This window comes from Bacillus sp. B1(2022) (genome assembly GCF_040259625.1).
GTDB classification, from domain to species: domain Bacteria; phylum Bacillota; class Bacilli; order Bacillales; family Bacillaceae; genus Bacillus; species Bacillus velezensis.
This window is the reverse complement of sequence record NZ_JANIFO010000007.1, coordinates 14236-36928: the sequence shown is the minus strand read 5'-3', so window position 1 is coordinate 36928 and position 22693 is coordinate 14236. Positions and strand designations below refer to the sequence as shown.

Annotated in this window: 28 protein-coding genes and 1 riboswitch; of the genes, 10 read left to right on the top strand and 18 right to left on the bottom strand. The window is 46.4% G+C overall.

The window, feature by feature from the left end; translation table 11 throughout:
- Positions 1 to 3 precede the first annotated feature (3 nt).
- The 4 genes from NQS30_RS13315 to NQS30_RS13295 form a co-directional block, all read right to left on the bottom strand.
- Positions 4 to 990, bottom strand: a complete 987-nt coding sequence (locus tag NQS30_RS13315) for an ABC transporter permease subunit (protein ID WP_025285148.1) — start codon at positions 988 to 990, stop codon at positions 4 to 6.
- The gene (locus NQS30_RS13310; RefSeq protein ID WP_007613240.1) at positions 984 to 1862 is read right to left on the bottom strand and encodes an ABC transporter ATP-binding protein; all 879 of its coding nucleotides are present in this window, start codon (positions 1860 to 1862) and stop codon (positions 984 to 986) included. Before NQS30_RS13310 ends, NQS30_RS13315 begins: the two co-directional genes overlap by 7 nt.
- Positions 1855 to 2247: a GntR family transcriptional regulator YtrA gene (gene ytrA, locus NQS30_RS13305; RefSeq protein WP_003152275.1), complete on the bottom strand. Its 393-nt coding sequence runs from the start codon at positions 2245 to 2247 to the stop codon at positions 1855 to 1857. Before ytrA ends, NQS30_RS13310 begins: the two co-directional genes overlap by 8 nt.
- Before the next feature lie 347 nt (positions 2248 to 2594).
- On the bottom strand, positions 2595 to 2867 hold the full coding sequence (locus NQS30_RS13295; RefSeq protein ID WP_003152272.1) for a YtzC family protein: 273 nt from the start codon (positions 2865 to 2867) through the stop codon (positions 2595 to 2597).
- A gap of 236 nt (positions 2868 to 3103) precedes the next feature.
- On the opposite strand from NQS30_RS13295, the gene mnmL reads away from it, so the two are divergent.
- From mnmL to NQS30_RS13280, 3 genes are all read left to right on the top strand, one after another.
- Complete coding sequence (gene mnmL / locus NQS30_RS13290; protein WP_007408822.1) at positions 3104 to 4072, top strand: tRNA modification radical SAM protein MnmL/YtqA; 969 nt, start codon at positions 3104 to 3106, stop codon at positions 4070 to 4072.
- Positions 4069 to 4650 carry a tRNA 5-(aminomethyl)-2-thiouridylate-methyltransferase MnmM gene (gene mnmM, locus NQS30_RS13285; protein WP_032868307.1) on the top strand — a complete coding sequence of 194 codons (582 nt, stop codon included), beginning with the start codon at positions 4069 to 4071 and terminating at the stop codon, positions 4648 to 4650. The genes mnmL and mnmM overlap by 4 nt, the downstream gene beginning before the upstream one ends.
- A 122-nt stretch (positions 4651 to 4772) precedes the next feature.
- A complete protein-coding gene (locus NQS30_RS13280; RefSeq protein ID WP_003152265.1) occupies positions 4773 to 4967 on the top strand; it encodes a hypothetical protein in 195 nt (64 codons plus the stop codon).
- A 53-nt stretch (positions 4968 to 5020) separates the two neighbouring features.
- Here the strand turns inward: NQS30_RS13280 and NQS30_RS13275 are convergent, their stop codons facing one another.
- Both NQS30_RS13275 and NQS30_RS13270 read right to left on the bottom strand, forming a co-directional pair.
- The gene (locus tag NQS30_RS13275) at positions 5021 to 6100 is read right to left on the bottom strand and encodes a tetraprenyl-beta-curcumene synthase family protein (protein ID WP_025285155.1); all 1080 of its coding nucleotides are present in this window, start codon (positions 6098 to 6100) and stop codon (positions 5021 to 5023) included.
- 20 nt (positions 6101 to 6120) lie between these two features.
- Positions 6121 to 6900, bottom strand: a complete 780-nt coding sequence (locus NQS30_RS13270) for an alpha/beta hydrolase (protein ID WP_003152261.1) — start codon at positions 6898 to 6900, stop codon at positions 6121 to 6123.
- Between the two features lie 46 nt (positions 6901 to 6946).
- On the opposite strand from NQS30_RS13270, the gene NQS30_RS13265 reads away from it, so the two are divergent.
- A complete protein-coding gene (locus tag NQS30_RS13265; RefSeq protein ID WP_025285156.1) occupies positions 6947 to 7462 on the top strand; it encodes a gamma carbonic anhydrase in 516 nt (171 codons plus the stop codon).
- A gap of 175 nt (positions 7463 to 7637) precedes the next feature.
- Here the strand turns inward: NQS30_RS13265 and alaP are convergent, their stop codons facing one another.
- From alaP to metK, 3 genes are all read right to left on the bottom strand, one after another.
- Complete coding sequence (gene alaP, locus NQS30_RS13260; protein WP_007408827.1) at positions 7638 to 9041, bottom strand: alanine permease AlaP; 1404 nt, start codon at positions 9039 to 9041, stop codon at positions 7638 to 7640.
- Between the two features lie 205 nt (positions 9042 to 9246).
- On the bottom strand, positions 9247 to 11145 hold the full coding sequence (gene asnB / locus NQS30_RS13255; protein ID WP_003152255.1) for an asparagine synthase (glutamine-hydrolyzing): 1899 nt from the start codon (positions 11143 to 11145) through the stop codon (positions 9247 to 9249).
- Positions 11146 to 11288: 143 nt separating this feature from the next.
- Positions 11289 to 12491 carry a methionine adenosyltransferase gene (gene metK / locus NQS30_RS13250; RefSeq protein ID WP_003152253.1) on the bottom strand — a complete coding sequence of 401 codons (1203 nt, stop codon included), beginning with the start codon at positions 12489 to 12491 and terminating at the stop codon, positions 11289 to 11291.
- Between the two features lie 169 nt (positions 12492 to 12660).
- Positions 12661 to 12800: riboswitch (SAM riboswitch) on the bottom strand.
- A gap of 197 nt (positions 12801 to 12997) precedes the next feature.
- Between metK and pckA the strand changes: the two genes are divergently transcribed.
- Positions 12998 to 14581 (top strand): phosphoenolpyruvate carboxykinase (ATP), encoded by a 1584-nt coding sequence (gene pckA, locus NQS30_RS13245; protein ID WP_007408828.1) that lies wholly within the window; start codon positions 12998 to 13000, stop codon positions 14579 to 14581.
- Positions 14582 to 14623: 42 nt separating this feature from the next.
- Here pckA and NQS30_RS13240 read toward each other — a convergent pair whose 3' ends face one another.
- Positions 14624 to 14866 (bottom strand): DUF2584 domain-containing protein, encoded by a 243-nt coding sequence (locus NQS30_RS13240; protein ID WP_003152249.1) that lies wholly within the window; start codon positions 14864 to 14866, stop codon positions 14624 to 14626.
- A gap of 57 nt (positions 14867 to 14923) precedes the next feature.
- On the bottom strand, positions 14924 to 15697 hold the full coding sequence (locus NQS30_RS13235) for an alpha/beta hydrolase family protein (RefSeq protein ID WP_032871657.1): 774 nt from the start codon (positions 15695 to 15697) through the stop codon (positions 14924 to 14926).
- A gap of 137 nt (positions 15698 to 15834) precedes the next feature.
- On the opposite strand from NQS30_RS13235, the gene NQS30_RS13230 reads away from it, so the two are divergent.
- The 3 genes from NQS30_RS13230 to NQS30_RS13220 are packed head-to-tail and all read left to right on the top strand — an operon-like array spanning position 15835 to position 18420.
- A complete protein-coding gene (locus NQS30_RS13230) occupies positions 15835 to 16839 on the top strand; it encodes an ABC transporter substrate-binding protein (protein WP_007408830.1) in 1005 nt (334 codons plus the stop codon).
- A gap of 11 nt (positions 16840 to 16850) precedes the next feature.
- Positions 16851 to 17633 carry an ABC transporter ATP-binding protein gene (locus tag NQS30_RS13225; protein WP_003152246.1) on the top strand — a complete coding sequence of 261 codons (783 nt, stop codon included), beginning with the start codon at positions 16851 to 16853 and terminating at the stop codon, positions 17631 to 17633.
- Positions 17608 to 18420, top strand: a complete 813-nt coding sequence (locus tag NQS30_RS13220) for an ABC transporter permease (RefSeq protein WP_061581835.1) — start codon at positions 17608 to 17610, stop codon at positions 18418 to 18420. The genes NQS30_RS13225 and NQS30_RS13220 overlap by 26 nt, the downstream gene beginning before the upstream one ends.
- A gap of 35 nt (positions 18421 to 18455) precedes the next feature.
- Here the strand turns inward: NQS30_RS13220 and ytkD are convergent, their stop codons facing one another.
- From ytkD to NQS30_RS13205, 3 genes are all read right to left on the bottom strand, one after another.
- Positions 18456 to 18935 (bottom strand): RNA deprotection pyrophosphohydrolase, encoded by a 480-nt coding sequence (gene ytkD / locus NQS30_RS13215; RefSeq protein WP_003152244.1) that lies wholly within the window; start codon positions 18933 to 18935, stop codon positions 18456 to 18458.
- A 132-nt stretch (positions 18936 to 19067) separates the two neighbouring features.
- A complete protein-coding gene (locus NQS30_RS13210; protein WP_218791334.1) occupies positions 19068 to 19472 on the bottom strand; it encodes a phage holin family protein in 405 nt (134 codons plus the stop codon).
- A gap of 151 nt (positions 19473 to 19623) precedes the next feature.
- Entirely contained in the window at positions 19624 to 20061 is a 438-nt protein-coding gene (locus tag NQS30_RS13205; RefSeq protein ID WP_007408835.1) for a Dps family protein, read from the bottom strand.
- Between the two features lie 124 nt (positions 20062 to 20185).
- Between NQS30_RS13205 and ytzI the strand changes: the two genes are divergently transcribed.
- Positions 20186 to 20335, top strand: a complete 150-nt coding sequence (gene ytzI / locus NQS30_RS13200; protein ID WP_015240433.1) for a YtzI protein — start codon at positions 20186 to 20188, stop codon at positions 20333 to 20335.
- Here ytzI and NQS30_RS13195 read toward each other — a convergent pair.
- On the bottom strand, positions 20332 to 20775 hold the full coding sequence (locus NQS30_RS13195; RefSeq protein WP_015240434.1) for a FixH family protein: 444 nt from the start codon (positions 20773 to 20775) through the stop codon (positions 20332 to 20334). The two genes, ytzI and NQS30_RS13195, sit on opposite strands and share 4 nt — an antisense overlap.
- Before the next feature lie 114 nt (positions 20776 to 20889).
- Positions 20890 to 21363 (bottom strand): S-ribosylhomocysteine lyase, encoded by a 474-nt coding sequence (locus tag NQS30_RS13190; RefSeq protein WP_003152237.1) that lies wholly within the window; start codon positions 21361 to 21363, stop codon positions 20890 to 20892.
- A gap of 124 nt (positions 21364 to 21487) precedes the next feature.
- On the opposite strand from NQS30_RS13190, the gene yidD reads away from it, so the two are divergent.
- Positions 21488 to 21715, top strand: a complete 228-nt coding sequence (yidD, locus tag NQS30_RS13185) for a membrane protein insertion efficiency factor YidD (protein WP_060562192.1) — start codon at positions 21488 to 21490, stop codon at positions 21713 to 21715.
- Here the strand turns inward: yidD and NQS30_RS13180 are convergent.
- Together NQS30_RS13180 and NQS30_RS13175 are read right to left on the bottom strand one after the other, a co-directional pair.
- Complete coding sequence (locus tag NQS30_RS13180) at positions 21712 to 22281, bottom strand: beta-class carbonic anhydrase (RefSeq protein ID WP_015240436.1); 570 nt, start codon at positions 22279 to 22281, stop codon at positions 21712 to 21714. The genes yidD and NQS30_RS13180 overlap by 4 nt on opposite strands.
- Before the next feature lie 118 nt (positions 22282 to 22399).
- The gene (locus NQS30_RS13175; protein WP_015240437.1) at positions 22400 to 22648 is read right to left on the bottom strand and encodes a type B 50S ribosomal protein L31; all 249 of its coding nucleotides are present in this window, start codon (positions 22646 to 22648) and stop codon (positions 22400 to 22402) included.
- Positions 22649 to 22693: the final 45 nt, after the last annotated feature.

The following is a 22693-nucleotide window of genomic DNA, read 5'->3' as shown; positions in this document are numbered from 1 at the left end:
CTCTTACACATGCTTCGTTTTTTTATATATGGCAAAATAACTGACCAAAAATCCGACCGCTCCTCCGACCAGCATCCCGGCCACATACCCTGTCATCGTCTGTCCCGTCGAGTACCCCGCCAGGCCAAAACCGAGAACGGCGATTATAATCACCACAATCTGAATGGGCCGGTCAAGCTGTCTCCAGAGAAAAAAACGGCCGTTCCGTTCCACCGGCTGCCTGACATAGCAAAAGTACCCAATGGCATAAAATAGAATGCTCATCACTGCCGGGATGAGTAATATATACTTGCTGGCAGATACCCAATCTGTATCAATGTACATGATCGGATTCAAGTATTGAAAAAGATTGTTTACTTTGAGATAAGCCTCGACTGACGGCATCAGCTCATACATGCTGACTCCGAAGATGACTTCTACATTGGACAGGGGCAGCGTAATAATCAGGTAAGGCGCTATCGACACGGCAAACGCCGTTAACAGCTGGGCGAACGTATTCCCCGTTAAGCAGCCTGCGCTCGCGACCAATGTAAAAGCCAAAACACTCACAATAATCTCTCCGACGCTGTAATGGTGGAAGAAATATACGCGCTCAGGCTTTAACAGAAGAATGAGCAGTTCAGCCAGCCCGTAGCCGATGATTTGGAATCCGGCAATGACCGCCGCCCCGAGCCAAAATTTAGTGTGAAACACCTGAGCGCGGGAATAAGGCAGACTGAAAAGCGTATCAATCGTACCTTTCGTACGCTCCAGTCCGAATAAGCAAACCGCCAAAATGACAGCGGGCGCCCAGTTCAAGTTCAGCATTCCGCTATCCAAAGAATTCACATAAAAGTTACAATATGCTTCCGGGGTGTCCAGACAGCCTTGATAAACCAGATAGGTATTTAACACTTCAAATGGATTGACCGCGGCTAAAAAAAGGCCGACCATCACAAGAACAGTTCGATTCTGCACCCATTCCCTGTACAGCAATCCCCTGTCTACCATCTTCGGTTCCCTCCAAACTTCGCGATGAAGACTTCTTCTAAGTTCACAGGAAGCTCGTTCCATACTTTCGGCTGCAGCTCTTGCAGAAAGTTCTTTTTCTTCTCATCGTTCTTTTGAATCAGCACCGTATAAAACACACCGGCATGGTCGAGAATCGGTATGTTTTGTTCTCTGATCTTCAAGGCGACGTTTTCTTCAAATGCCATTTGGATTTTCATGTACTCTTCCTTCATATCATCCAAGTCCATCACATTCGTCAGCTGATTTCCTTCCAAAAACCCGATCCGGTTGCACATTCGCTCAATATCTTCTAAACGGTGTGAGGTAATCAGAATGCTCGTTTCCCGTTCAGCCACTTCATCCACCATAAGCTGAAGCACATCATGACGCGTTACGGCGTCAATTCCGTCCGTCGGTTCATCCAAAAGAATAAGTGCCGGGCGTGAAGCAAAGGCAAGGACGAGCGCAAGCTGTTTTTTCAGGCCTGTCGATAATTCACGGTATTTCTTCGTTTCCGGAATGCCGTACCTGTTCATCAGCTCATTGGCGTAAGTCACATCAAAATTCGGATAGATTCTGCTTACAATCGCAACAAGCTGTTTATATGTATACTTGTCATAAAAAGGATTTTCAACAGGCATATAAATGATGTTCTGTTTTACTTTCGGATGCCGCTTTATTTCCACCTGATTAAATAAAACCGTCCCTTGATCCGGCAGCAGAATCTGTTGAATGAGCCGGAGCAGTGTTGTTTTCCCTGATCCGTTTCGCCCGAGCAGCCCGAAAATTTCCCCTTTTCCGATGGTGAGCGAAATATCCTTGAGCACTTCTTTACCGTCTATCGTTTTTGAGAGATTCCGCAATTCAATCATGATCCTTGCCTCCTTTCACATCAGCGCTGATTTCCTTTATCCATTCCTGCAGCTTCTCCAGCTCAACTCCCGCGTAATGGGCATCGATGATGAGCTGTTTCAATTGCTCTTTTATCATCGTCATCTTCCCTTCAACCAATGTCGTTTTTGCATTCTCCGATATATACGTTCCTCTTCCCCTCAGCGTTTCAATGACACCATCGCGTTCGAGCTCCTTGTACGCTTTGCTGACTGTGTTCGGATTGGCGATAATGATCGTTGCCAATTCCCTGACAGAAGGAAGTTTATCCCCCGGCTTCATGATCCCTTTTAAACAAAGCTCTTTCAGTTGCTGTATGATCTGCTCATAAATCGGAGTTGAGCTTCTCGGATCGATTTGAATCATTTACTTCCCTTCTTTCTTTTACGAGCTGCTCTCTTTCTTTAAATGTTCTGCCATTGAAAACCGATGACGACAAGAACGACAAACAGACTGCTTGCCAAAACCGAGGCGGCGATAATAAGAGGCACATCTTGTTTTACGGATCTTTTGTTTTTCATGAAAGTTCCCCTTCCCTATGCTTAACATTTATATGTCGATTTCATTTTTTGAGTGTTTTATGTGTATTACATCAAGTAGTACACGTAATACAATAAACACACTCCGCCCTATTGTCAATTCTTTTTTAAAAAAAATACAAAAAAACCCGCCGGGATTCCGGCAGGTTTGCTGAACCATTTGAAACGGCGCGGTCAGTAATCAAAATTACGCTGCAAAATCATATTGTTTTGCAAGGTCTGCAGCTGCAATCTCATTCGATAAAGCTGCTCTCTTTGCTGATCATTCGCAGATAATGACAGCTTGTTTAATTCATTCACCGCGTTTTCAAGCATCATTTGCGCTTCACTGTACTCATTATCATTATAATGCTCTTGTTTCGAAGCGGTCATAAATTGCTCATTCGCAAATTCATACGCCTGTTCGCTTCTTTGGAGATGTTCATCTACTGATTGTCTTGTTGCCAACGAAACCCCTCCTCAGTGAATGGGAAATCAAACTTAGTTTGAGCTGACCAAAAATAATAACACCCGAAGGTTGAAGGAAAGAGAACCAAATTTTCCGTGTTTAACTAAAGGAATGAGAATCCTGCCTGCAGTCATAATAAACAAAAGAAAGCCGCATCCTGTTTTCAGATTGTGAACCCCCATCATTCATGCTACAATTTTAGGATGCATCTGATGTGAGGGAGGCTTTTTGAACATTGAACGAGAATAACCCTTTTCCTTATTCAAATACGGAAAAACGGTACCATACATTAAATTATCATCTGCGGGAGCATTTCGGGCATAAAGTGTTTAAAGTCGCGCTTGACGGCGGTTTTGACTGCCCGAATCGGGACGGCACGGTTGCACACGGAGGCTGCACATTCTGCAGCGCGGCGGGCTCCGGCGATTTTGCCGGCAATCGGGCCGATGACTTACTCACGCAATTTCACGATATCAAAAACCGCATGCACGAAAAGTGGAAAGACGGCAAATATATCGCATATTTCCAAGCGTTCACGAATACGCATGCTCCGGTAGAGGAGCTGCGAGAAAAATTCGAATCCGTCCTCAAGCTTGACGGCGTTGTCGGCATGTCGATCGCGACCCGTCCGGACTGCCTTCCGGACGATGTCGTGGAATATTTGGCCGAACTGAATGAGCGGACCTATTTGTGGGTTGAACTCGGGCTGCAGACCGTGCATGAGCGGACCGCCCTTCTGATCAACCGCGCCCATGATTTTGACTGCTATGTTGAGGGTGTCAATAAACTGAGAAAACACGGCATCCGCGTTTGTTCCCATATCATTAACGGGCTTCCGCTTGAAAACAGGGACATGATGATGGAGACGGCCAAAGCCGTCGCTGATTTGGATGTGCAAGGCATTAAAATTCACCTGCTTCACTTATTAAAAGGCACACCGATGGTGAAGCAATATGAAAAAGGAAAGCTGGAGTTCCTTTCTCAAGAAGAATATGTAAGTCTTGTATGTGATCAGCTCGAAATCATTCCCCCGGAAATGATCGTTCACCGCATTACGGGAGACGGGCCGATCGAATTAATGGTCGGACCGATGTGGAGCGTCAATAAGTGGGAAGTACTGGGCGCCATTCAAAAAGAGCTGGAAACACGGGGAAGCTATCAAGGAAAGCTCTTCAGAAAAATCGGGGAGGAGACCGCCCTATGACCTTGATGCACATCCTCCCTTTCAGTAAAGAATTGCTGAAGTCCGCCGCACAGGAAGGTGATATCACGGTTGACGCGACGATGGGCAACGGACATGATACATATTTCCTGGCCAGCCTTGTCGGTGAGACAGGACATGTCCATGCCTTTGATATTCAAGCGGACGCACTCGCTAAAACGAAGGAGCGGCTCGGTGCCGACTTCAGTCCGCGCGTCACGCTTCACCATAAGAGCCATGATCAAATAAAGGCATCGCTGCCTGAGGATGCGCACGGGCGTGTGGCTTGCGCCGTGTTTAATCTCGGCTATCTGCCCGGCGGCGATAAAAGCATTACGACAAATGGCCACTCAACCATTTCCGCGATCGAACAGCTCCTTGAACTGCTGAAGGAGAACGGGCTGATCGTTCTCGTTGTGTACCACGGGCATCCTGAAGGCAAGACGGAAAAAAGTGCATTACTGGAGTACTGCAGCAATCTTGATCAGGAAAAAGCGCGCGTGCTGAGCTACGGCTTTCTCAACCAGCGAAACGACCCTCCGTTTATTATAGCGATTGAAAAGAAATCTGCCGGCAAATAAAGAATCGGCCTGTCATAAGCGGGCCGATTCTTTTTGTGTTTACTTTTCAAGAAAAATCAATTACTATGAAATAATGGAAAAAAGCACATCTTTTAAGTGTAACATCTGGGAGGAGCGGCAGTTTGAATATTCTTCGCATCATATTTTCAAGTGTTCCCTATGTGATGTTCGTCATCATTTTATCAAGACATTTAGGATTTGAGTTCGCAAAAACCTATTACTGGTGGTTTGCTGCATTTTTTGTCATCGGGCTGATCGGCAAATTCGCAATGCACCTTGCGGCAAAAAAGAAACCGTTAAAAAAAGAGACAGCGTAAAATGCGCATGTCTCTTTTTCATCAGAAATATTAAGCGTAAGCACTTTCACCCATTACGAACTTTTCGTCCAAGCCATCTTCTGAAATTTGCGGTAGGCTCTTCCGTTGATATAAAAGAAAAATGACGTTTTTCCGCTAGCCCTGATCAGCTTTCGCGCGAGGCGGCCCATTTCTTTTTGGCCGGCGACTTTGTCATCGGATAAATAGACGCCGAGCAGCCCTCTGTTGATCAGCCGGTGAAAATTTTCATGCGGAATGCCTTGCAAATGTTCATCCGCTTTTTCAATAAAATGCTGCAGTCTCTGCATCATTTCTTCATGAGACTGATAATACGTACAGAAATTCAGATCGCCTTCAAGCAGATCCTCTTCCTGGTCAATTAAATAATCAAGCAGTATATGCAGCCCTTGTATGTACGGAAAATAACTGCTGCGGATTTTCTCAGCGGTATGTTCGTTAAAATCAGGCTGGAATGAGTAAGCAACGAGACAGAAAATGCCTAACGTCGATCCGGCGCAGGCCGAGAACTCAAACCACTCCATTTCCGGAAGCTGTGACCGGTACTGCTCAAACCAGCCTTTAAGCCTCGGAACGCGTTCATGCTCAACGACATGCTTATGAACCTGAAGATCGCAATAATAATCACACAGCTCAAGCAAATAAGGTTTAATGATACCGTAATGTTCTATTGACCCGAGCACCCGCTGGCATGTTCTGACCAGCTCATGAAGATAACCGCCGTCATCCCGCTCGTCTCTGTACTGATAGTACGGCCGCACCTCGGCACCGACCGTCAGCGCGTCACGCATGGAGAGATGAAGCATGCGGAAGTCCTCGGGATCAAGCGAGGTGCTGCGGTCGCACAGATTGTCCAGATAATCACTGATTGTCTGATACGCGATGATAAATTGCACGCATTTCTGTTTCTGCTCTCCCGAAAGCAGGGCTAAAATGCCGCCGCCTTCACAATGAAACGATTTATCGCGGATACTTGCGGCCGCCTGCTGCCGCAGTTCGGTATTTTTAATGGAATCTGATTTTTCCCGCCACATGTTCAATTCCTGATGAACGAGCGGAAAAATTTCCCGATACACTTTTGCCATAAGGTTAAAAGGATGTTCCGGTACTGTCAACATATGCACCCCCAGCGAATTCAAATATACTGATCTGTAAAGGCTTTTGCCGCCTTAAACACAGTTTCTCTTTCCGGTTCATTAAAAATTTCATGATAAAGCCCTTCCCATTCCCGGTACGATTTATTATGGGAAGCCACACCGGAAAACCATTTGCGGACCTTCATTTTATCGACGATTTTGTCATCTCCGCCCTGCATAAGCAAAAGCGGCACCTTTAAAAACGCATCAGTCGGCACCATAGCGGCATCAATGGTTTTTAAAAGCTCTCTGTACCATCTTACGGATACCTTCGTGACATATAAAGAATCGTTTTGATCCGCTTCAATCATATCCGCATTCCTCGTTGCCATATCAGGTGATAAGCCGGAATCCACTCTGAGGGACGGAGCGAGGACGTTCAGTCCTTTAGACGCAAAATCAAGGACTTTATTGACTTTTATTTGCAGACCCAGACAAGGTGATGATAAAATGAGTGCCGTAATGCGGGGATTTCTCTGTTGCTTAAACCATTCTATCGCAATCAGTCCGCCCATGCTGTGGCCCAAAAGGAAAACGGGCGCTTCAAGCGTTCTCGCTTTATCAATCCATATATCTACTTCATCAATGTATTCTTGGAAAGAGCGAATATGCCCTCTGGCGCGGGTCGACGTTCCCTGACCGGGCAAATCGCCCATCACCACGTTATATCCGGAAGATCTCCACATTTCAACGAGCCATTTATAACGTCCGTGGTATTCGCTTGCCCCGTGGATAATGACAATGGTACCGACGGGCCTGTCTGCTTTCCAAGTCCACATGCAGTTCACCTCTTACATAAATTTAGAGAAAGAAGGATGAGACATGATAATCTACCCTTATAAACAATTTACGCCTGACATACATCCTGAAGCGTTCATTGCGGATAACGCCGTCATTACGGGCGACGTCGTGATCGGAGAACAATCAAGCATTTGGTTCTCAGCCGTCATCCGGGGGGATGTTGCGCCGACAAGGATCGGAAAAAGAGTCAGCATACAAGACTTGAGCTGTCTGCATCAAAGTCCGAACCGCCCGCTTCTTATTGAAGATGACGTCACGATCGGCCATCAGGTTACACTGCACAGCGCAATCATCAAAAAGAATGCTTTAATCGGTATGGGCTCCGTCATTCTTGACGGGGCGGAAATCGGAGAAGGCGCGTTTATCGGCGCCGGAAGTCTCGTTCCTCCGGGCAAAACCATTCCTCCCGGCTGTCTTGCGTTCGGCCGGCCCGCAAAGGTTATCCGCCGGCTGACAGAAGAAGACATACGGGACATGGAAAGAATCAGAACGGAATATGTTGAAAAAGGCCGATACTATAAAACACTGCAAGAGAAATAAGAATAGATCAGCTTTGTTTTACTACTGTACCATTTTTCAAAATATTATTTAAGTAAAAACCATTTGCATTCTCCCGATTGTCAGGAAACAGAAGCAAAATGTTCAGGAATTTGTTTTATTCTTCCCCCGCCGGCCCGATCCTATGAAAAAAAGAGCCCATGTCCCGGGCTCTTTTTTACGCTTTTTCGGCGAATGTCTGTCCGTTTTCCAGACCTATGTCTTTTCTTTTATGGAAACCTTTCCCGTAATAGGCGGCTAATAATATGCCGAACCAGACAGGCCCGATGATGACGGCCACCCGGGTCTCTGCATTAAAAGCCATCAGCACAACGACAAAAGCGAGAAATGCCAATGAGATATATGAGGAAAAGGGATATAAAGGCATTTTATATTTCAGTTTTTTCCGTTGTTCCGGCTGTAAGCTTTTACGATATTTCATTTGGGAAAGCAAAATAATCGACCATGTCCAAATCGCCCCGAACGTCGCAATGCTCGTCACCCACGTAAACACTTTCGCCGGCACCACGTAGTTCAGCAAAACGCCGATGCATAACGCGCCCGCTGAAACCAATACCGCTTTTCCCGGCACACCGCCTTTTGTGACCGTACCGTATGCTTTAGGCGCTTCATTTTGTTCCGCCAGATTGAACAGCATGCGCCCCGTGCTGAAGATCCCGCTGTTGCAGGAAGAAAGGGCCGCCGTCAATACGACAAAATTAATGATTCCGGCTGCAGCAGGTATTCCGATTTTTTCAAATGTCAAAACAAACGGGCTTCCGCCTGAACCGATTTCCTGCCACGGATAAATTGACATAATGACAAACAAAGCTCCGACGTAAAAAATGAGAATGCGCCAAAAAACAGTATCTATGGCCCGCGCCAGTGATTTTTCAGGATTTTTGACCTCACCGGCTGTGACACCGATCAGCTCAATCCCGAGATAGGCAAACATGACCATTTGAAGCGACAGCAGCACCCCTTTAATCCCATTCGGGAAAAAGCCGCCGTGGCTCCATAAATTGCTGATTCCGAGCGCAACGCCTCCGTTTCCGAGACCGAATACGATCATCACCAGACCGATCGCGATCATTGACAGAATCGCCAAGACTTTAATGAGCGCAAACCAGAATTCAAGCTCACCGTACGCTTTGACCGCCAGAAAGTTGACAGCCGTCATAATGACGAGTGCACAAAGCGCCCAGATCCATGACGGCACGTCAGGGAACCAGTAGCCCATATAAATGCCGACCGCGGTGATTTCGGCCATGCAGGTAACAACCCATAAAAACCAATAATTCCAGCCTGTTAAAAACCCGGCAAGCGGACCGAGGTAATCTCTGGCATACCGGCTGAATGAGCCGGCTACAGGCTTTTGAATCGCCATTTCCCCTAATGCCCGCATAATAAAAAACATAATCAGTCCGCTGCAGGCGTAAGCGGCTAAAATCCCCGGCCCGGCAAGCTTTATGGCAGAAGCCGACCCGAGAAACAGCCCGACTCCTATCGCGGCGCCCAACGACATAAGCGAGATATGCCGCTCTTCCAAGCCGCGGTGAAGCGTTTTTTCTTTGTTTTGCATAACTCTCCCTCCCCCTGATTTTGACAAAGAAACAACAAACCGAGACGAAATAGCCAGAAAACACTTTCCGGAATCTACCCGATTAGTCCTATTATAACCTTTTTCTGAATATTGCGTAATACTTTGTCGAAAACAGAGCGGAATAGACGGTTTACAAAAAAAACAATAGAAAAAAGGCTTTCGATAACATCGAAAGCCTTTTGGATTAAACGAAAATGACTTCTTTCGGCTGATGATTCAGCTCTTCCGGCACCAGTCTTTTTTCAACATTGATGCTGTGCCAGATCATAAAGATCAGCACGGTCCAGATTTTGCGGCTGTTGTCCGCTCTGTCGGCACAATGATCTTCCAGAAGCTGAAGGACATAATCCTTTTCAATATAAGCATCTGTTTCACTTTCACGAATGATGTTGCGAACCCATTCGTTCATCTCATTTTTCAGCCAGTGGCGGATCGGCACAGGGAAGCCGAGTTTTTTGCGATTAAGCACATGATCAGGCACTACCCCTTCAGCAGCTTTGCGCAGAAGGTATTTCGTCGTGCCGTTTTTCGTTTTCAGTTCATCCGGAATTTTAGAAGCCACGTCAAACACGACTTTATCAAGGAACGGCACGCGCAGTTCCAAAGAGTTGGCCATCGTCATTTTGTCAGCCTTTAACAGGATGTCGCCGCGCATCCACGTATGGATGTCAACATACTGCATTTTATTAATGTCGCTGTATGAACGGCTTTCCGTAAAGTACGGCTTCGTGACATCACGGTATGAAAGCTCTGGATTGTAATGTTTGAGCAGCTGTTTTTTCACGGGCTCTTCAAAAATCTTCGCATTACCGATATAACGCTCCTCAAGCGGTGTGCAGCCGCGGACTAAGAGGCTTTTCCCTCTCATTCCTTCAGGCATGACGGACGCCACATGAAGAAGCATTTTTTTCAGACCGGACGGAATGCGTTCAAACGGTTTAAGCGAAAGCGGTTCGCGGTAAATATTGTACCCGCCGAACAGCTCGTCCGCGCCTTCCCCGGATAACGCGACCGTTACATGTTTTTTCGCTTCTTTCGCGACAAAGTACAAAGGAATCGCCGCCGGATCTGCAAGCGGGTCATCAAAGTGCCAGACGATTTTCGGAAGCTCGTTCATATACTCCTCAGGAGAAATGACTTTGCTGATGTTTTCAATCCCGAGCGCGGCAGCCGTTTCCTTCGCTACGTCAACCTCACTGAAGCCCTGCTGCTCAAAACCGACGGAAAATGTTTTAAGGCTCGGGTGAAATTCTTTCGCAACTGAGACGATAAAAGAAGAGTCGATACCGCCGGATAGAAACGAACCGACAGGAACGTCACTTCTCATGTGAACTTTGACAGAGTCAAAGATTGCGTCTCTGACTTCTTTCACCAATTTATCTTCATCAGACTGAACAGGCTTAAAGTTCGCTTTGAAATATGTTTTAAACGCGATGTCGCCTTCCGGGCGGATCGTAAACTGGCTGCCCGGCTCAACTTTTTTCACTTCAGCGTCAAGCGTGCTCGGTTCAGGAACGAATTGGAAAGACATATATTGCTGTAAAGAAGCTGTATCAAGATCAATGCCGTTTTGAGCGGCCATTAAACTTTTTCTTTCAGATGCAAAATATACTTTGTCCCCGATGGTTGTGTAATACAGCGGTTTAATTCCGAACGGGTCTCTCGCGCCGTACATGACGCGGTCAGCTTTGTTCCAGATTAAAAACGCAAACATTCCGCGAAGCTTTGAAGCAGCTTCTTCTTTATAATGACGGTATGTCGCAAGGAGCACTTCGGTATCGGAATCTGTATTGAAAGTGTAGCCTTTCGCTTCAAGCTCTTCTCTCAATTCAATGTAGTTATAGATTTCGCCGTTAAAAATGATCCAATATTTTTCGTCTTCATATGATAAAGGCTGTCCGCCGTTTTCTACGTCAATAATACTGAGCCGTCTGAAGCCGAATCCGACGTGCTCGTCATGATAATACCCATCGCTGTCAGGACCGCGGTGAACGATCATTTGGTTCATTTGTTTGATTAGCTCTTCTTGATCTGCGGTTTGAGTTAATGGATGCTTATTAAAAACACCGACAAATCCACACATAGTATAGCCTCCATAAGTGTAATTTTCTAATTGGACCCCCTTTTTATAGACGCTTTGTTACGCCATTGGTTTCACGCTATGTAAAAAATAAGCATGGCAGCATCTACAAAAAGGGAAAGCCGCTTAAGTAAGCGGCTATAAAATTATTCTCCTAGTGCTTCTTTGCGAAGCGCATCCGCCTTGTCAGTACGCTCCCAAGGAAGATCCACATCATGACGTCCGAAGTGGCCGTAAGCAGCTGTCTGCTTATAGATCGGGCGGCGCAGATCAAGCATTTTAATAATGCCGGCAGGTCTCAGGTCGAAGTTATTCCGTACGACTTCGATCAGTTTTTCTTCAGAAGCTTTTCCTGTATCAAATGTATTGATGGAAATAGAAACAGGCTGTGCCACGCCGATTGCGTATGCAAGCTGCACTTCACAAGAATCAGCAAGACCTGCTGCCACGATGTTTTTCGCTACGTATCTCGCAGCGTATGCCGCAGAACGGTCTACCTTCGTCGCATCCTTACCGGAGAATGCGCCGCCGCCGTGGCGTGCATATCCGCCGTATGTGTCAACGATGATTTTACGGCCGGTAAGACCCGCATCACCTTGAGGTCCGCCGATTACGAAACGTCCCGTAGGATTGATGAAGTATTTTGTCTCTTCATCGATCAGTTCCTCAGGCACGACTGGGTTAATGACATGCTCTTTCAGATTGCGCTGAATCTGCTCAAGCGTAATTTCCGGGTGGTGCTGAGTTGAAATGACGATCGCGTCGATGCGGACCGGCTTGTTGTTTTCATCATATTCAACGGTAACTTGCGTTTTGCCGTCAGGGCGAAGGTACGGAAGAATGTCTTCTTTGCGGACTTCGCTCAAACGGCGGGCTAATTTATGCGCCAAAGAGATCGGAAGCGGCATAAGCTCTTTCGTTTCGTTACACGCATAACCGAACATCAGGCCTTGGTCTCCCGCTCCGATTGCTTCGATTTCAGCATCGCTCATTGTGCCTTCACGCGCTTCAAGAGCCTGATCGACACCCATGGCGATATCCGCAGACTGTTCATCAATTGATGTTAAAACAGCGCAAGTCTCCGCATCAAATCCATATTTGGCGCGTGTGTAGCCGATTTCTTTAATCGTTTCACGGACTGTTTTCGGAATGTCAACGTATGTTGATGTAGTAATCTCTCCGCTTACCAGCACAAGTCCTGTCGTTACAGATGTTTCGCAGGCCACGCGCGCGTTCGGGTCATTTTTTAAAATCTCATCTAAGATACTGTCAGAAATTTGGTCACAGATTTTGTCCGGATGACCCTCAGTAACAGATTCAGATGTAAATAGTCGACGGTTTTTACTCATTCACTTTTCCTCCTGAAAAAAGATCTTTTGCAAGACCTTTTCATATGATACGGAACTCGCTCCCTCTTAATACAATGTCATACTATATCAGAGAATGTTAATTGGCATATTTTATGAAATAAAAAAACCTTTTCCACTCGAGGAAAGGGTTTGGTCTGTGTGCCTTTCACTCTTATCGCTCAAGGAAAATATTAAACCTTGCATCAGGTTAGCACCTTGGTTTCCCACAGTGTTTTCACCTGCTTTTTTACAGAGAAACCGGTTGCTGGGCTTCATCGGGCCTGTCCCTCCGCCAGCTCGGGATAAGAGTATCCGCTCAATGAAATATCTTATCGTAAAAGGGCGGAAAGTGTCAATATGAATTAAAGCGATTACGCGCCTTTATTTCGGGAAGCAATGGAAAAACACAAACAAAAAACCGCAAATAGTATAGACTATTTTCAGATATATGTTATACTAATTCCACATTCAGCGAAATACAAATAAACCGGCAAAGGAAGGTTTTTATGAAATTAGTTGATTTAACCGCAGATCTTCAAGCATTACTTGCAAGTCCGAATGTGCATCATAATTTATCGGCTCCAAAACTTACCGAAAAAGTGATCAGCCGAAATGAAGGAACGCTGACATCAACGGGCGCCGTACGCGCCACCACCGGCGCATATACAGGCCGGTCACCTAAAGATAAATTTATCGTCCGTGAACAAAGCACAGAAAATCAAATTGATTGGGGCGCGGTGAATCAGCCCATTTCTGAAGAGGCGTTTGAAAAGCTGTACGCCAAAGTCGTCAGCTACTTAAAACAGCGGGATGAACTGTTTGTGTTTGAAGGATTCGCGGGAGCGGATGAAAAATACAGACTCCCGATTACGGTCGTAAATGAATTTGCGTGGCACAATTTATTCGCGCGCCAGCTGTTTATCAGACCGGAGACGGATGAAAGAGACACGCAAGCGCAGCCTTTCACCATTCTCTCAGCTCCGCATTTTAAAGCAGATCCGGAGACGGACGGCACGCATTCGGAAACATTTATCATTGTCTCTTTCGAAAAGCGCGTCATTTTAATCGGCGGCACCGAATACGCCGGAGAAATGAAAAAATCAATATTCTCCATTATGAACTTCCTGCTTCCGCAGCAGGATATACTGCCGATGCACTGCTCAGCCAATGTCGGTGAAAAAGGCGATGTCGCCCTGTTTTTCGGCCTTTCCGGCACAGGGAAAACGACGCTTTCAGCCGATGCGGACCGCAAACTGATCGGCGATGACGAGCACGGCTGGTCAGATTCCGGCGTTTTCAACATTGAAGGCGGATGTTACGCTAAATGTATCAATCTCAGCGAGGAAAAAGAACCGCAGATTTTTCGTGCGATCCGCTTCGGGTCTGTTCTTGAGAATGTCGTGCTTGATGAAAAAACGGGTGAAGCGGATTACGACAATTCCTTCTACACGGAAAACACAAGAGCCGCATATCCGATTGAGATGATCGGCAATATCGTGCAGCCGAGCATTGCCGGCCATCCGCAGGCGATCGTCTTTTTAACGGCGGACGCATTCGGCGTGCTTCCTCCGATCAGCAAACTGACGAAGGAACAGGCGATGTATCACTTCTTAAGCGGGTACACCAGTAAACTCGCGGGAACCGAGCGCGGCGTGACATCTCCGCAAACGACTTTCTCGACGTGCTTCGGTTCACCGTTCCTTCCGCTTCCGGCGCATGTATATGCCGAAATGCTCGGGCATAAAATCGACGAACACGGCGTTCAAGTCTTCCTGGTCAACACAGGCTGGACCGGCGGAGGGTACGGAGTCGGAGAACGGATGAAACTTTCGTATACAAGAGCGATGGTCAAGGCCGCTATTGAAGGCAGACTGAACCAGACTGACATGACGGCAGACAGCATTTTCGGCCTGCGCAGTCCCGTTCATGTTCCGGGCGTGCCGGATGAAGTTCTTCAGCCTGAAAACACGTGGAGCGATAAACAAGCATACAACGAAAAAGCGCTGTTTTTGGCCAATGAGTTTAAAGAAAACTTTAAAAAGTTTTCCCATGCGGACTCGATTGCCAAAGCCGGCGGACCTCTCGTGTAATCAAAAAAGCCAAGGGCGTTTATGCCCTTGGCTTTTGTTTTTTCAGTTTGTCGAATGGAGCGACGTGAGTCTGTATGTAATGCTTGTCCGGCCGTTCGCCCATTCGAGCTTTTGGACCTCGCCGGTGCCGGATTTCTCGCCGGTTTTCGTTTTGCGCACGTCCATCGGAATATCAAGAGGATAGACGCGGTAGCCCTCTTTCTCCAATAAAAAGATATTTTCCTCTATCCGTTTTTCATTGCCTTTTGTCACAATCATGGTATTAAATTCAACAGGCATTCCCAAAATGAAAATCCCCTTTCATTCTCTTATTCTTTATTATCATATCATAAATCAGGCATCTTACCGTGTCTTCATCCATTCCGCCAGCCGCCGGACAATGCGTCTGTTTTCCTGCGGCGGAAAATAATGCGTAAAACCGCTGTAATACCAAGTTTCCACCGGTTTCCCCGCCTCTTTCAGCTTGTCCTCGATCATTCGGGCGTGTTCGATCGAAACATTCTCATCATTCTCTCCATGGATGAGCAGCACAGGGGCCTGAATGCGGTCTGCGTTTTCAAACGGCGAACGCCATCTGTATTCATCCGGCACCTTTTTCGGCGTGCCTCCGATCACCCGCTTCATCATCCGCCGCATATCCTTCCGCTCTTCATAAGTAAGCACCATATCGCTCACACCGCCCCATGATACGAGCGAAGCCGCTTGATGCCCCATTTCAATCGCGGTCAAAAGCCCCATGATACCGCCCCGGGAAAAACCGAAAATATGCACCCGCCCTTCCCTGACGTTCGGATGCTCCCGAAGCAGGCGGAAAGCGGAAAACGCGTCCTCTCTGTCCTCTCCCGCAAAATCTTCATTTCCCTCGCCGCCCTGGTTGCCTCTGTAATAGGGCGCAAACACGACAAAACCTTGGGAAGCGAATTGAACGATTCTTCCGGGGCGTACCATGCCGACATTTTTTATGCCGCCGCGCAAATATAAAAAACCGTCATATGTTCCCGGCGCCGCAGGCTCGGCAAGAAGCCCCTTTACCTTCAGCCCTTCTGACTCATAGCATACCTCAAAGAGGCGGATATGCGGACTCGGAGACGGGAACCTTTTCTTTTCTGCCAGCAAAACAATGGCCTCCTTATATCATCAGTTTTTTTATTCTTTCCCAACGTGAATATGGGCACTCACACATTTTTTATACCCATCATACGATATGTAAAGCAGAAAAGGTTATTTAACGCTTAAAACAAGGAGGTTACACCGTGAACAAATGGCTCAAAACGGGCTGCGTTTTTGTCATATGCGCCTTTTTCCTGCTCATTCTTCCGGCCTGCAGACAGGAAGAAAGTCTGACAAAGGTAAAGGTGGCGGAAGTCACACACTCCATCTTCTATACGCCTTTGTATGTCGCTGAAGCAAAAGGTTTCTTTAAAAAAGAAGGGCTCCAAGTGTCACTTCAAACAACATGGGGCGGAGACAAAACAATGACATCGCTTTTGTCAAACGGGTCAGACATCGCGCTGATCGGTTCTGAAACATCCATTTACGTGGAGGCGCAGGGAGCAAAAGATCCGGTCATCAACTTCGCGCAGCTGACACAGACGGACGGCACATTTCTCGTGTCACGGAAGGATGAGAAATCATTCAAATGGAGCGATTTAAAAGGAAAAACATTTCTCGGCCAGCGAAAAGGCGGCATGCCCCAAATGGCCGGTGAGTACGTCCTGAAAAAGAATCACATAGAGCCGAAAAAAGACATTAACCTCGTTCAAAACATTGATTTCGCCAATATTTCCAACGCATTTGCATCCGGAACGGGTGATTATGTGCAGCTGTTTGAACCGACGGCATCCCAATTTGAAAAAGAAGGCATCGGCCATATCGTCGCATCCTTCGGAGAAGCTTCCGGCCAAATGCCGTACACAACCTTTATGGCAAAAGAAAGTTATTTGAAAACCAATGAAAAGACGGCGGAAAAATTCACCCGCGCCATCTATCGCGCCCAGCAATGGGTGGAAAGCCATCCGGCCAAAGACATCGCAAAAACGATTCAGAAGGAATTTGCCGATACCGATCCGGCTATTATCGAAACATCAATAGAGCGCTATAAAAAACAAAAGTCATTCTCTGCAGACCCAGTTCTGCAAAAGGATGAATGGGAACAGCTTCAATCCATTATGGATGAAGCCGGAGAGCTACCGAAACACATTCCGTACAGCAAACTCGTCAACACAAAAATCGCCAAAAAAGTCACCTCAGAACAATAGGAGGAACATGAATGTCTTTTTTACATGTGGATCATGTAACACATACTTATTTCTCGCTGAAAGAAAAGACAACCGCCGTGAAAGATATACATTTTCAGATTGAAAAAGGGGATTTCATCTCCTTTCTCGGGCCGAGCGGATGCGGAAAAACAACACTCCTGTCCATTCTGGCCGGCCTTATCACCCCTGCGCAAGGCCGGGTGCTGATTGAAGGAAGCGTGCCGAACCATAAAGAACACCAAATCGGTTATATGCTTCAGCAGGATTATTTATTTCCTTGGAAATCAATTGAGGAAAACGTGCTGCTCGGTTTACACATTTCAAAAACATTAACAGAAGAAAAAAGAGCTGAAGTTCTCAGCCTTCTGCCTAAGCTCGGATTAATCGGCGTTGAAAAGAAATACCCGAAAGAGCTGTCAGGCGGGATGCGGCAGCGGGCGGCACTTGCCAGAACTCTTGCACCGGACCCGGGACTGCTGCTCCTTGATGAACCGTTTTCCGCGCTGGACTTTCAAACGAAGCTTTCTTTGGAAAACCTTGTCTTCAGAACATTAAAGGATTTTCAAAAAACCGCCGTGCTCGTCACCCACGATATCGGTGAAGCCATCGCCATGAGCGATACAATCTATTTATTTTCGAATCAGCCGGGCACCATCCACCAAATATTCACCGTGCCTAAGGAGCTCGCGGCTTTAGATCCGTTTGACGCGCGTCAGGATCCGGCCTTTCAGCCGCTGTTTCAAACCATATGGAAGGAGCTGAATTCCCTTGAAAAACAGCAGCGGCACGATTGAACAGCTTCATCAGCAGTTTAAGAAAAGACACCAAAAAGAAAAGCTCCGGGTCCGTGCGTATCAGGCCGCCATTTTTATCGTATTTTTTGCCGGATGGGAAATATCGAGCAGGGCGGGCTGGATCGATCCGTTAATCTTCAGCTCACCCTCCGCCGTTTGCAGGCTTTTAGTTGAAAAGATTGCGGACGGATCCCTTGCGGCGCACATCGGCGTAACCTTAGGAGAAACCGTTCTCGGCTTTTTGCTCGGCACGCTCCTCGGCACATGCCTCGCCGCTCTGTTATGGTGGTCAAACAGGCTCGCCCGGGTTTTAGACCCGTACCTCGTCATTTTAAACGCGATGCCGAAGGTCGCACTCGGACCGATTCTCATCGTGGCACTCGGACCGAATTTCACAAGCATTGTCGCCATGGGAGCAGTCATCAGTGTCATTATCACGACAATCGTCGTCTTTACGGCTTTTCAGGAAGTGGATGAAAACTATATTAAAGTGATGAAAACCTTCGGAGCGAAAAGAACCATCATGTTTAAAGAAGTCATTCTGCCGGCGTGCGCCCCCGCGATTATTTCCGCGCTTAAAGTGAACGTCGGTTTATCCTGGGTCGGTGTGATCGTCGGCGAGTTTCTCGTTTCCGAAAAAGGTCTGGGCTACATGATCATTTACGGATTCCAGGTCTTCAATTTCACTCTTGTGTTCTTAAGCCTTCTGATCATCGCAATTTTTGCGACATTGATGTATCAGGGAGTCGAACTGTTAGAAAGAAAATGGACGAAAGGAAAAATTTAAAAAAGACCCGTGCGTAAACGCCGGGTCTCCGTTTTTTATGATTGAAATACGCCGTCCTCTTTCAGCTTTTTCAGACTGATCGGAAGCACCGAATCTTTCATAATGAAACTGAATTTTTTATTTCGCGGGAGATTCTCCGGCAGTTCGCTGAACAGCACCGGCCCCTTTGTTTCAAAATAGTCAGCCTGTTTTTCAAGCTTTTCAATATCGGCAAAATAAATATTCTTCACGATTACCTTTTCCCTGCCGAGAACTTTATACTGTCCAACGTACTTCAGATGTCTTACCGCGGCACCGGTTTCTTCTTTCACCTCGCGCAGGGCCGCTTCCTCCGCACATTCCATCGGCTCCACTTTTCCGCCCGGAAATTCAAACCCCCGGTCTTCGTGCTCAGTCAAAAGCCACTTATCTCCATATCGGCATATGACCCACACGTGCTTCGGGCTGTCTGAAAAAGGCTGGTGTTCAAAGGAGAGCTGAACAGTGTTCTGATAATAGTCTTTAAACTCGTACATGTTTATCCCTCTAATCCGTTCCTTCATATCTTCCATACATCATACCACAGTTGCGTTTGTTCGGAAGCCCTTTATCAAAAATTCAGAGGAAAACCATCATACCCGCTAGTATAGCCTCCTTTGAAGCAAATGTTACGGTTTGCGCTTGAATTTATTTTTCAAAGTATCCAATAGGTCGACAAGCACCTGCGGAACCGGTATGCCCAGCGAGCTTGCCGTAATCACGATCTGAACCGATTCGTATAAGATATAAAACATGATAGCCAAATTACGGATGGCGCCTTCGGTATGAAGCAGCTGGTCAAAAAAATGGCAAACTGAGACTAATGCCAGGGTCACGATTTTTTTGACCAGCCGTGCAAAAAGCTTTCTTGCGCTCAGCTGCTGCAAAAGAGTTTCTTTTAAGCTTGTACTGATAAACTCAATCGCCATGACCGATAGCAAAATCAGAAACGAATACTGAAAACCTCCGAAGAAAAACCCCGCTGCCGACACGATCACTGCAAAAAACGAAAAGATGCCAAAGTCTTTGCCCACTTGATCCAACATCCTTTCACAGAAACGGCCTTACATTATTCTATGAAAAGTGAATGGAACGGACTGGATTTTTCAGAAAAATGGACAACACCTCTCTTCGGCAGCCAAATAAAAGACCGAGTGCTTTATAGCCCCGGTCTTCCCTTGTTGATTATCCCAAATACGCTTTCAGCATCCAGTTATGTTTTTCGATATTCTGGTGAATGGCAAGCAGCATATCACCGGTCGTTTCGTCTCCTACCTCATCTGCGAGATCCATGCCGCTTTTCAGCTCTTCCGCAATGACAGTGAAATCATCATAAATGTTCTGTACCATTTGTTCTGCGCTCTCATTGCCTTCCGCTTCTTTTACAGACGCTGTCTTCAATGATTCCGTCATTGTGCCGATCGGCTTGCCGTTTAATGCCAGCAGACGTTCTGCCAGATCATCAATATATGTAGCCGTTTCGTTATACAGCTCCTCGAACTTTTCATGCAATGTGAAAAAGTCCTTCCCTTTGACGTACCAATGATAGTTATGTAATTTCACATACATGACCGTCCAGTTTGCAACTTGCTTATTGACTGCGTCCAATAGTTTTTCTGACATGCCTATCTTCCTCCTTTGGTTTACTATTGATATACCCTATATATCGTGTGTTAAAACATAAATTTTTAGCCCTTGGTTTTACGGATGGAAAATATGTTATGATTTGTTAAAAAGGAGGGATTTCATGGTGCTTCTTCTGAGCTTCGGCTTTCTTATCGTGCTCGCCGTGCTGCTTTTATCCATCTGGTCGACTGTAAGAGCTTATAATGTAAAACATACGATTGACCCGCCGGAGGACGCATCAAAAGGCTTGACGGATAAAAAAAATCCTTAATGATGATGCGTCTGTTCCTCATGGCCGGAGGAATCATCGGCAGCTTCAGCATCCCCGACACGCACTTTTACAGTCGGCATATTATGCTGCTGATTTGCCGTTACGTGGGATTGAACGGTATACACACCCTCTTCATCAAATTCAGTCCGCAGGTGATACGCCCCTTTTTCCTCCTTGGCCTTGCTTGTTTTGCTGCTGCCTTTTTTTCCTTCTTTCCATACTTCAAACATGACTTCATCCGCATCCGTGACACGCTTGCCGCCGTAAAAAACTTCCGCCTTGTATTCCGTTTTTTCATGCGGTGCTGCCGTTTCCGGTCCTGTAAGCTTGACCTCAAGCGCTTTAGGCTCTTCATCCGCGGAGGTTTTGTCCGAATTGCCCCCGCAGGAAGATAATAGAAATACCATACCGCACATACCTGCCAATACAGCCCGTTTCATCCCATCACTCCTTCATGTTTGCTTCTATTTTAGCAAACGCTTACACATAAGGTGTGACATTTTTTAGAAATATGTAAAAAAGCCTTTTTGCATGTCAGCAAAAAGGCCTGTTTTTTATCCGAACACTTTCAGCAAATCTTCTTTATCCTGTGACAGCCAGAAACGCATCAGGCGTTTCGCGCCTTCTAAATCATGAAGTTTCGCCTGGCCGCACTGTTTTTCGTTGGCCGCCGGAATCTCCGTAATATCGATGGCTTCTTTCAGCGTAGCGTCAAGCAGGTCTACAATTTCTTCCGCTGTCGGCTCGCCGCTGACAACAAGATAATAGCCTGTCTGGCAGCCCATCGGTGAGATATCTATGATGTCGAAGTGATCGTATTTCTCAGAATGTGTGCGAATCGTAAACGCAAGCAAGTGCTCAAGCGTATGAATCGTATCCGGCTTCATCGCCTGTTTGTTCGGCTGGCAGAAGCGAATGTCAAACTTATTCACGACGCCGTCTGTTCCGACTTTATGCACTCCGCAATGTCTTACATACGGAGCCACAACCGCATTATGGTCAAGCTCAAAACTTTCTACTGAAGGCATAATGGCACTCCCTTTTTTTCAGAATATGCATCCATTATAACACAGTTTTCCGATAAGAATTGTGGCGGAAGCTTTTCAATCTGAAATTTTTTTTCTATACTAGCATCAGAAAGGTGGTTTTTTGATGAAAACCATAATGATTGCGTTCATCCGCGGATACCAGAAGTTCATCTCTCCGCTGACGCCGCCGTCATGCCGCTTTTATCCGACCTGTTCGCAGTACGGAATCGAAGCCGTCAAGACTCACGGCGCATTAAAAGGCGGATGGCTGACACTGAAGCGGATTTTAAAGTGCCACCCTTTTCATCCGGGCGGTGTTGATCCCGTACCGGACAAGAAAGAAAAACATTAGTCCATATGCCGGTAGCCGTCGATCACCAGATCAAGTTTACCGGTTTCAGGATCAATCACCAGACCGTGCACCGGCACATTGTCAGGGAATAGCGGATGGTGTTTAATGACGTTTACGCTGTCTGTAACACTCGCTTCTACTGAATCAAAGCTTTTCAGCCATTGATCAAGATCAACTCCTGAGTGCTTCAGCATGTCAATCCGCTCTTTCGGAATACCGCGGTCGATAATTTTATCGAGCATATCCTCGCTGTTGATTTTGCTCATGCCGCAATCATGGTGGCCGATAACGCAGACTTCATCGGCGTTTAATTCGTATACGGCCACTAAAAGGCTGCGCATGATACTTCCGAACGGGTGGGCGACAAGCGCGCCGGCACTTTTAATAATTTTCACATCGCCGTTTCGCATATTCATCGCATGCGGAAGCAATTCTACAAGACGTGTGTCCATACAGGACAAAATCGCCATTTTTTTATCCGGGAATTTAGATGTTTGGTATTTTTCATAATCTTTGTTTTTAGTGAACTGCTCATTAAATTGCATGATATCGTTTAGAAGACTCATCTTGGTGTTTCCTTTCTGCTTTTTTATTCACAATATAACATAAGACGGGTCATTTCGTCACTCCCCGCACGAGATGGCAAAGTGCTCAATAAATAAGACAAACCCCATTGGGCTTGTCTTATTTTCCCATATTGTATTTTTTGTTGAACTGTTCGACTCTCCCGCCTTTTTCGTTGAACTTTTGGCGGCCTGTATAAAACGGATGCGTATCTGAGCTGACTTCCACTTTAATCAGCGGGTATGTTTTTCCGTCTTCCCACTCTCCCGTTTCCGCTGACGTTTTCGTAGAATGGCTTAAAAAGCGATAGCCGCTGTTCACATCTTGAAAAATCACTTGATGGTTATCCGGATGAATATCTTTTTTCATGGTGATCTCCCTTTCCTAAATCGTAATAATTACGTTTTATTTTAA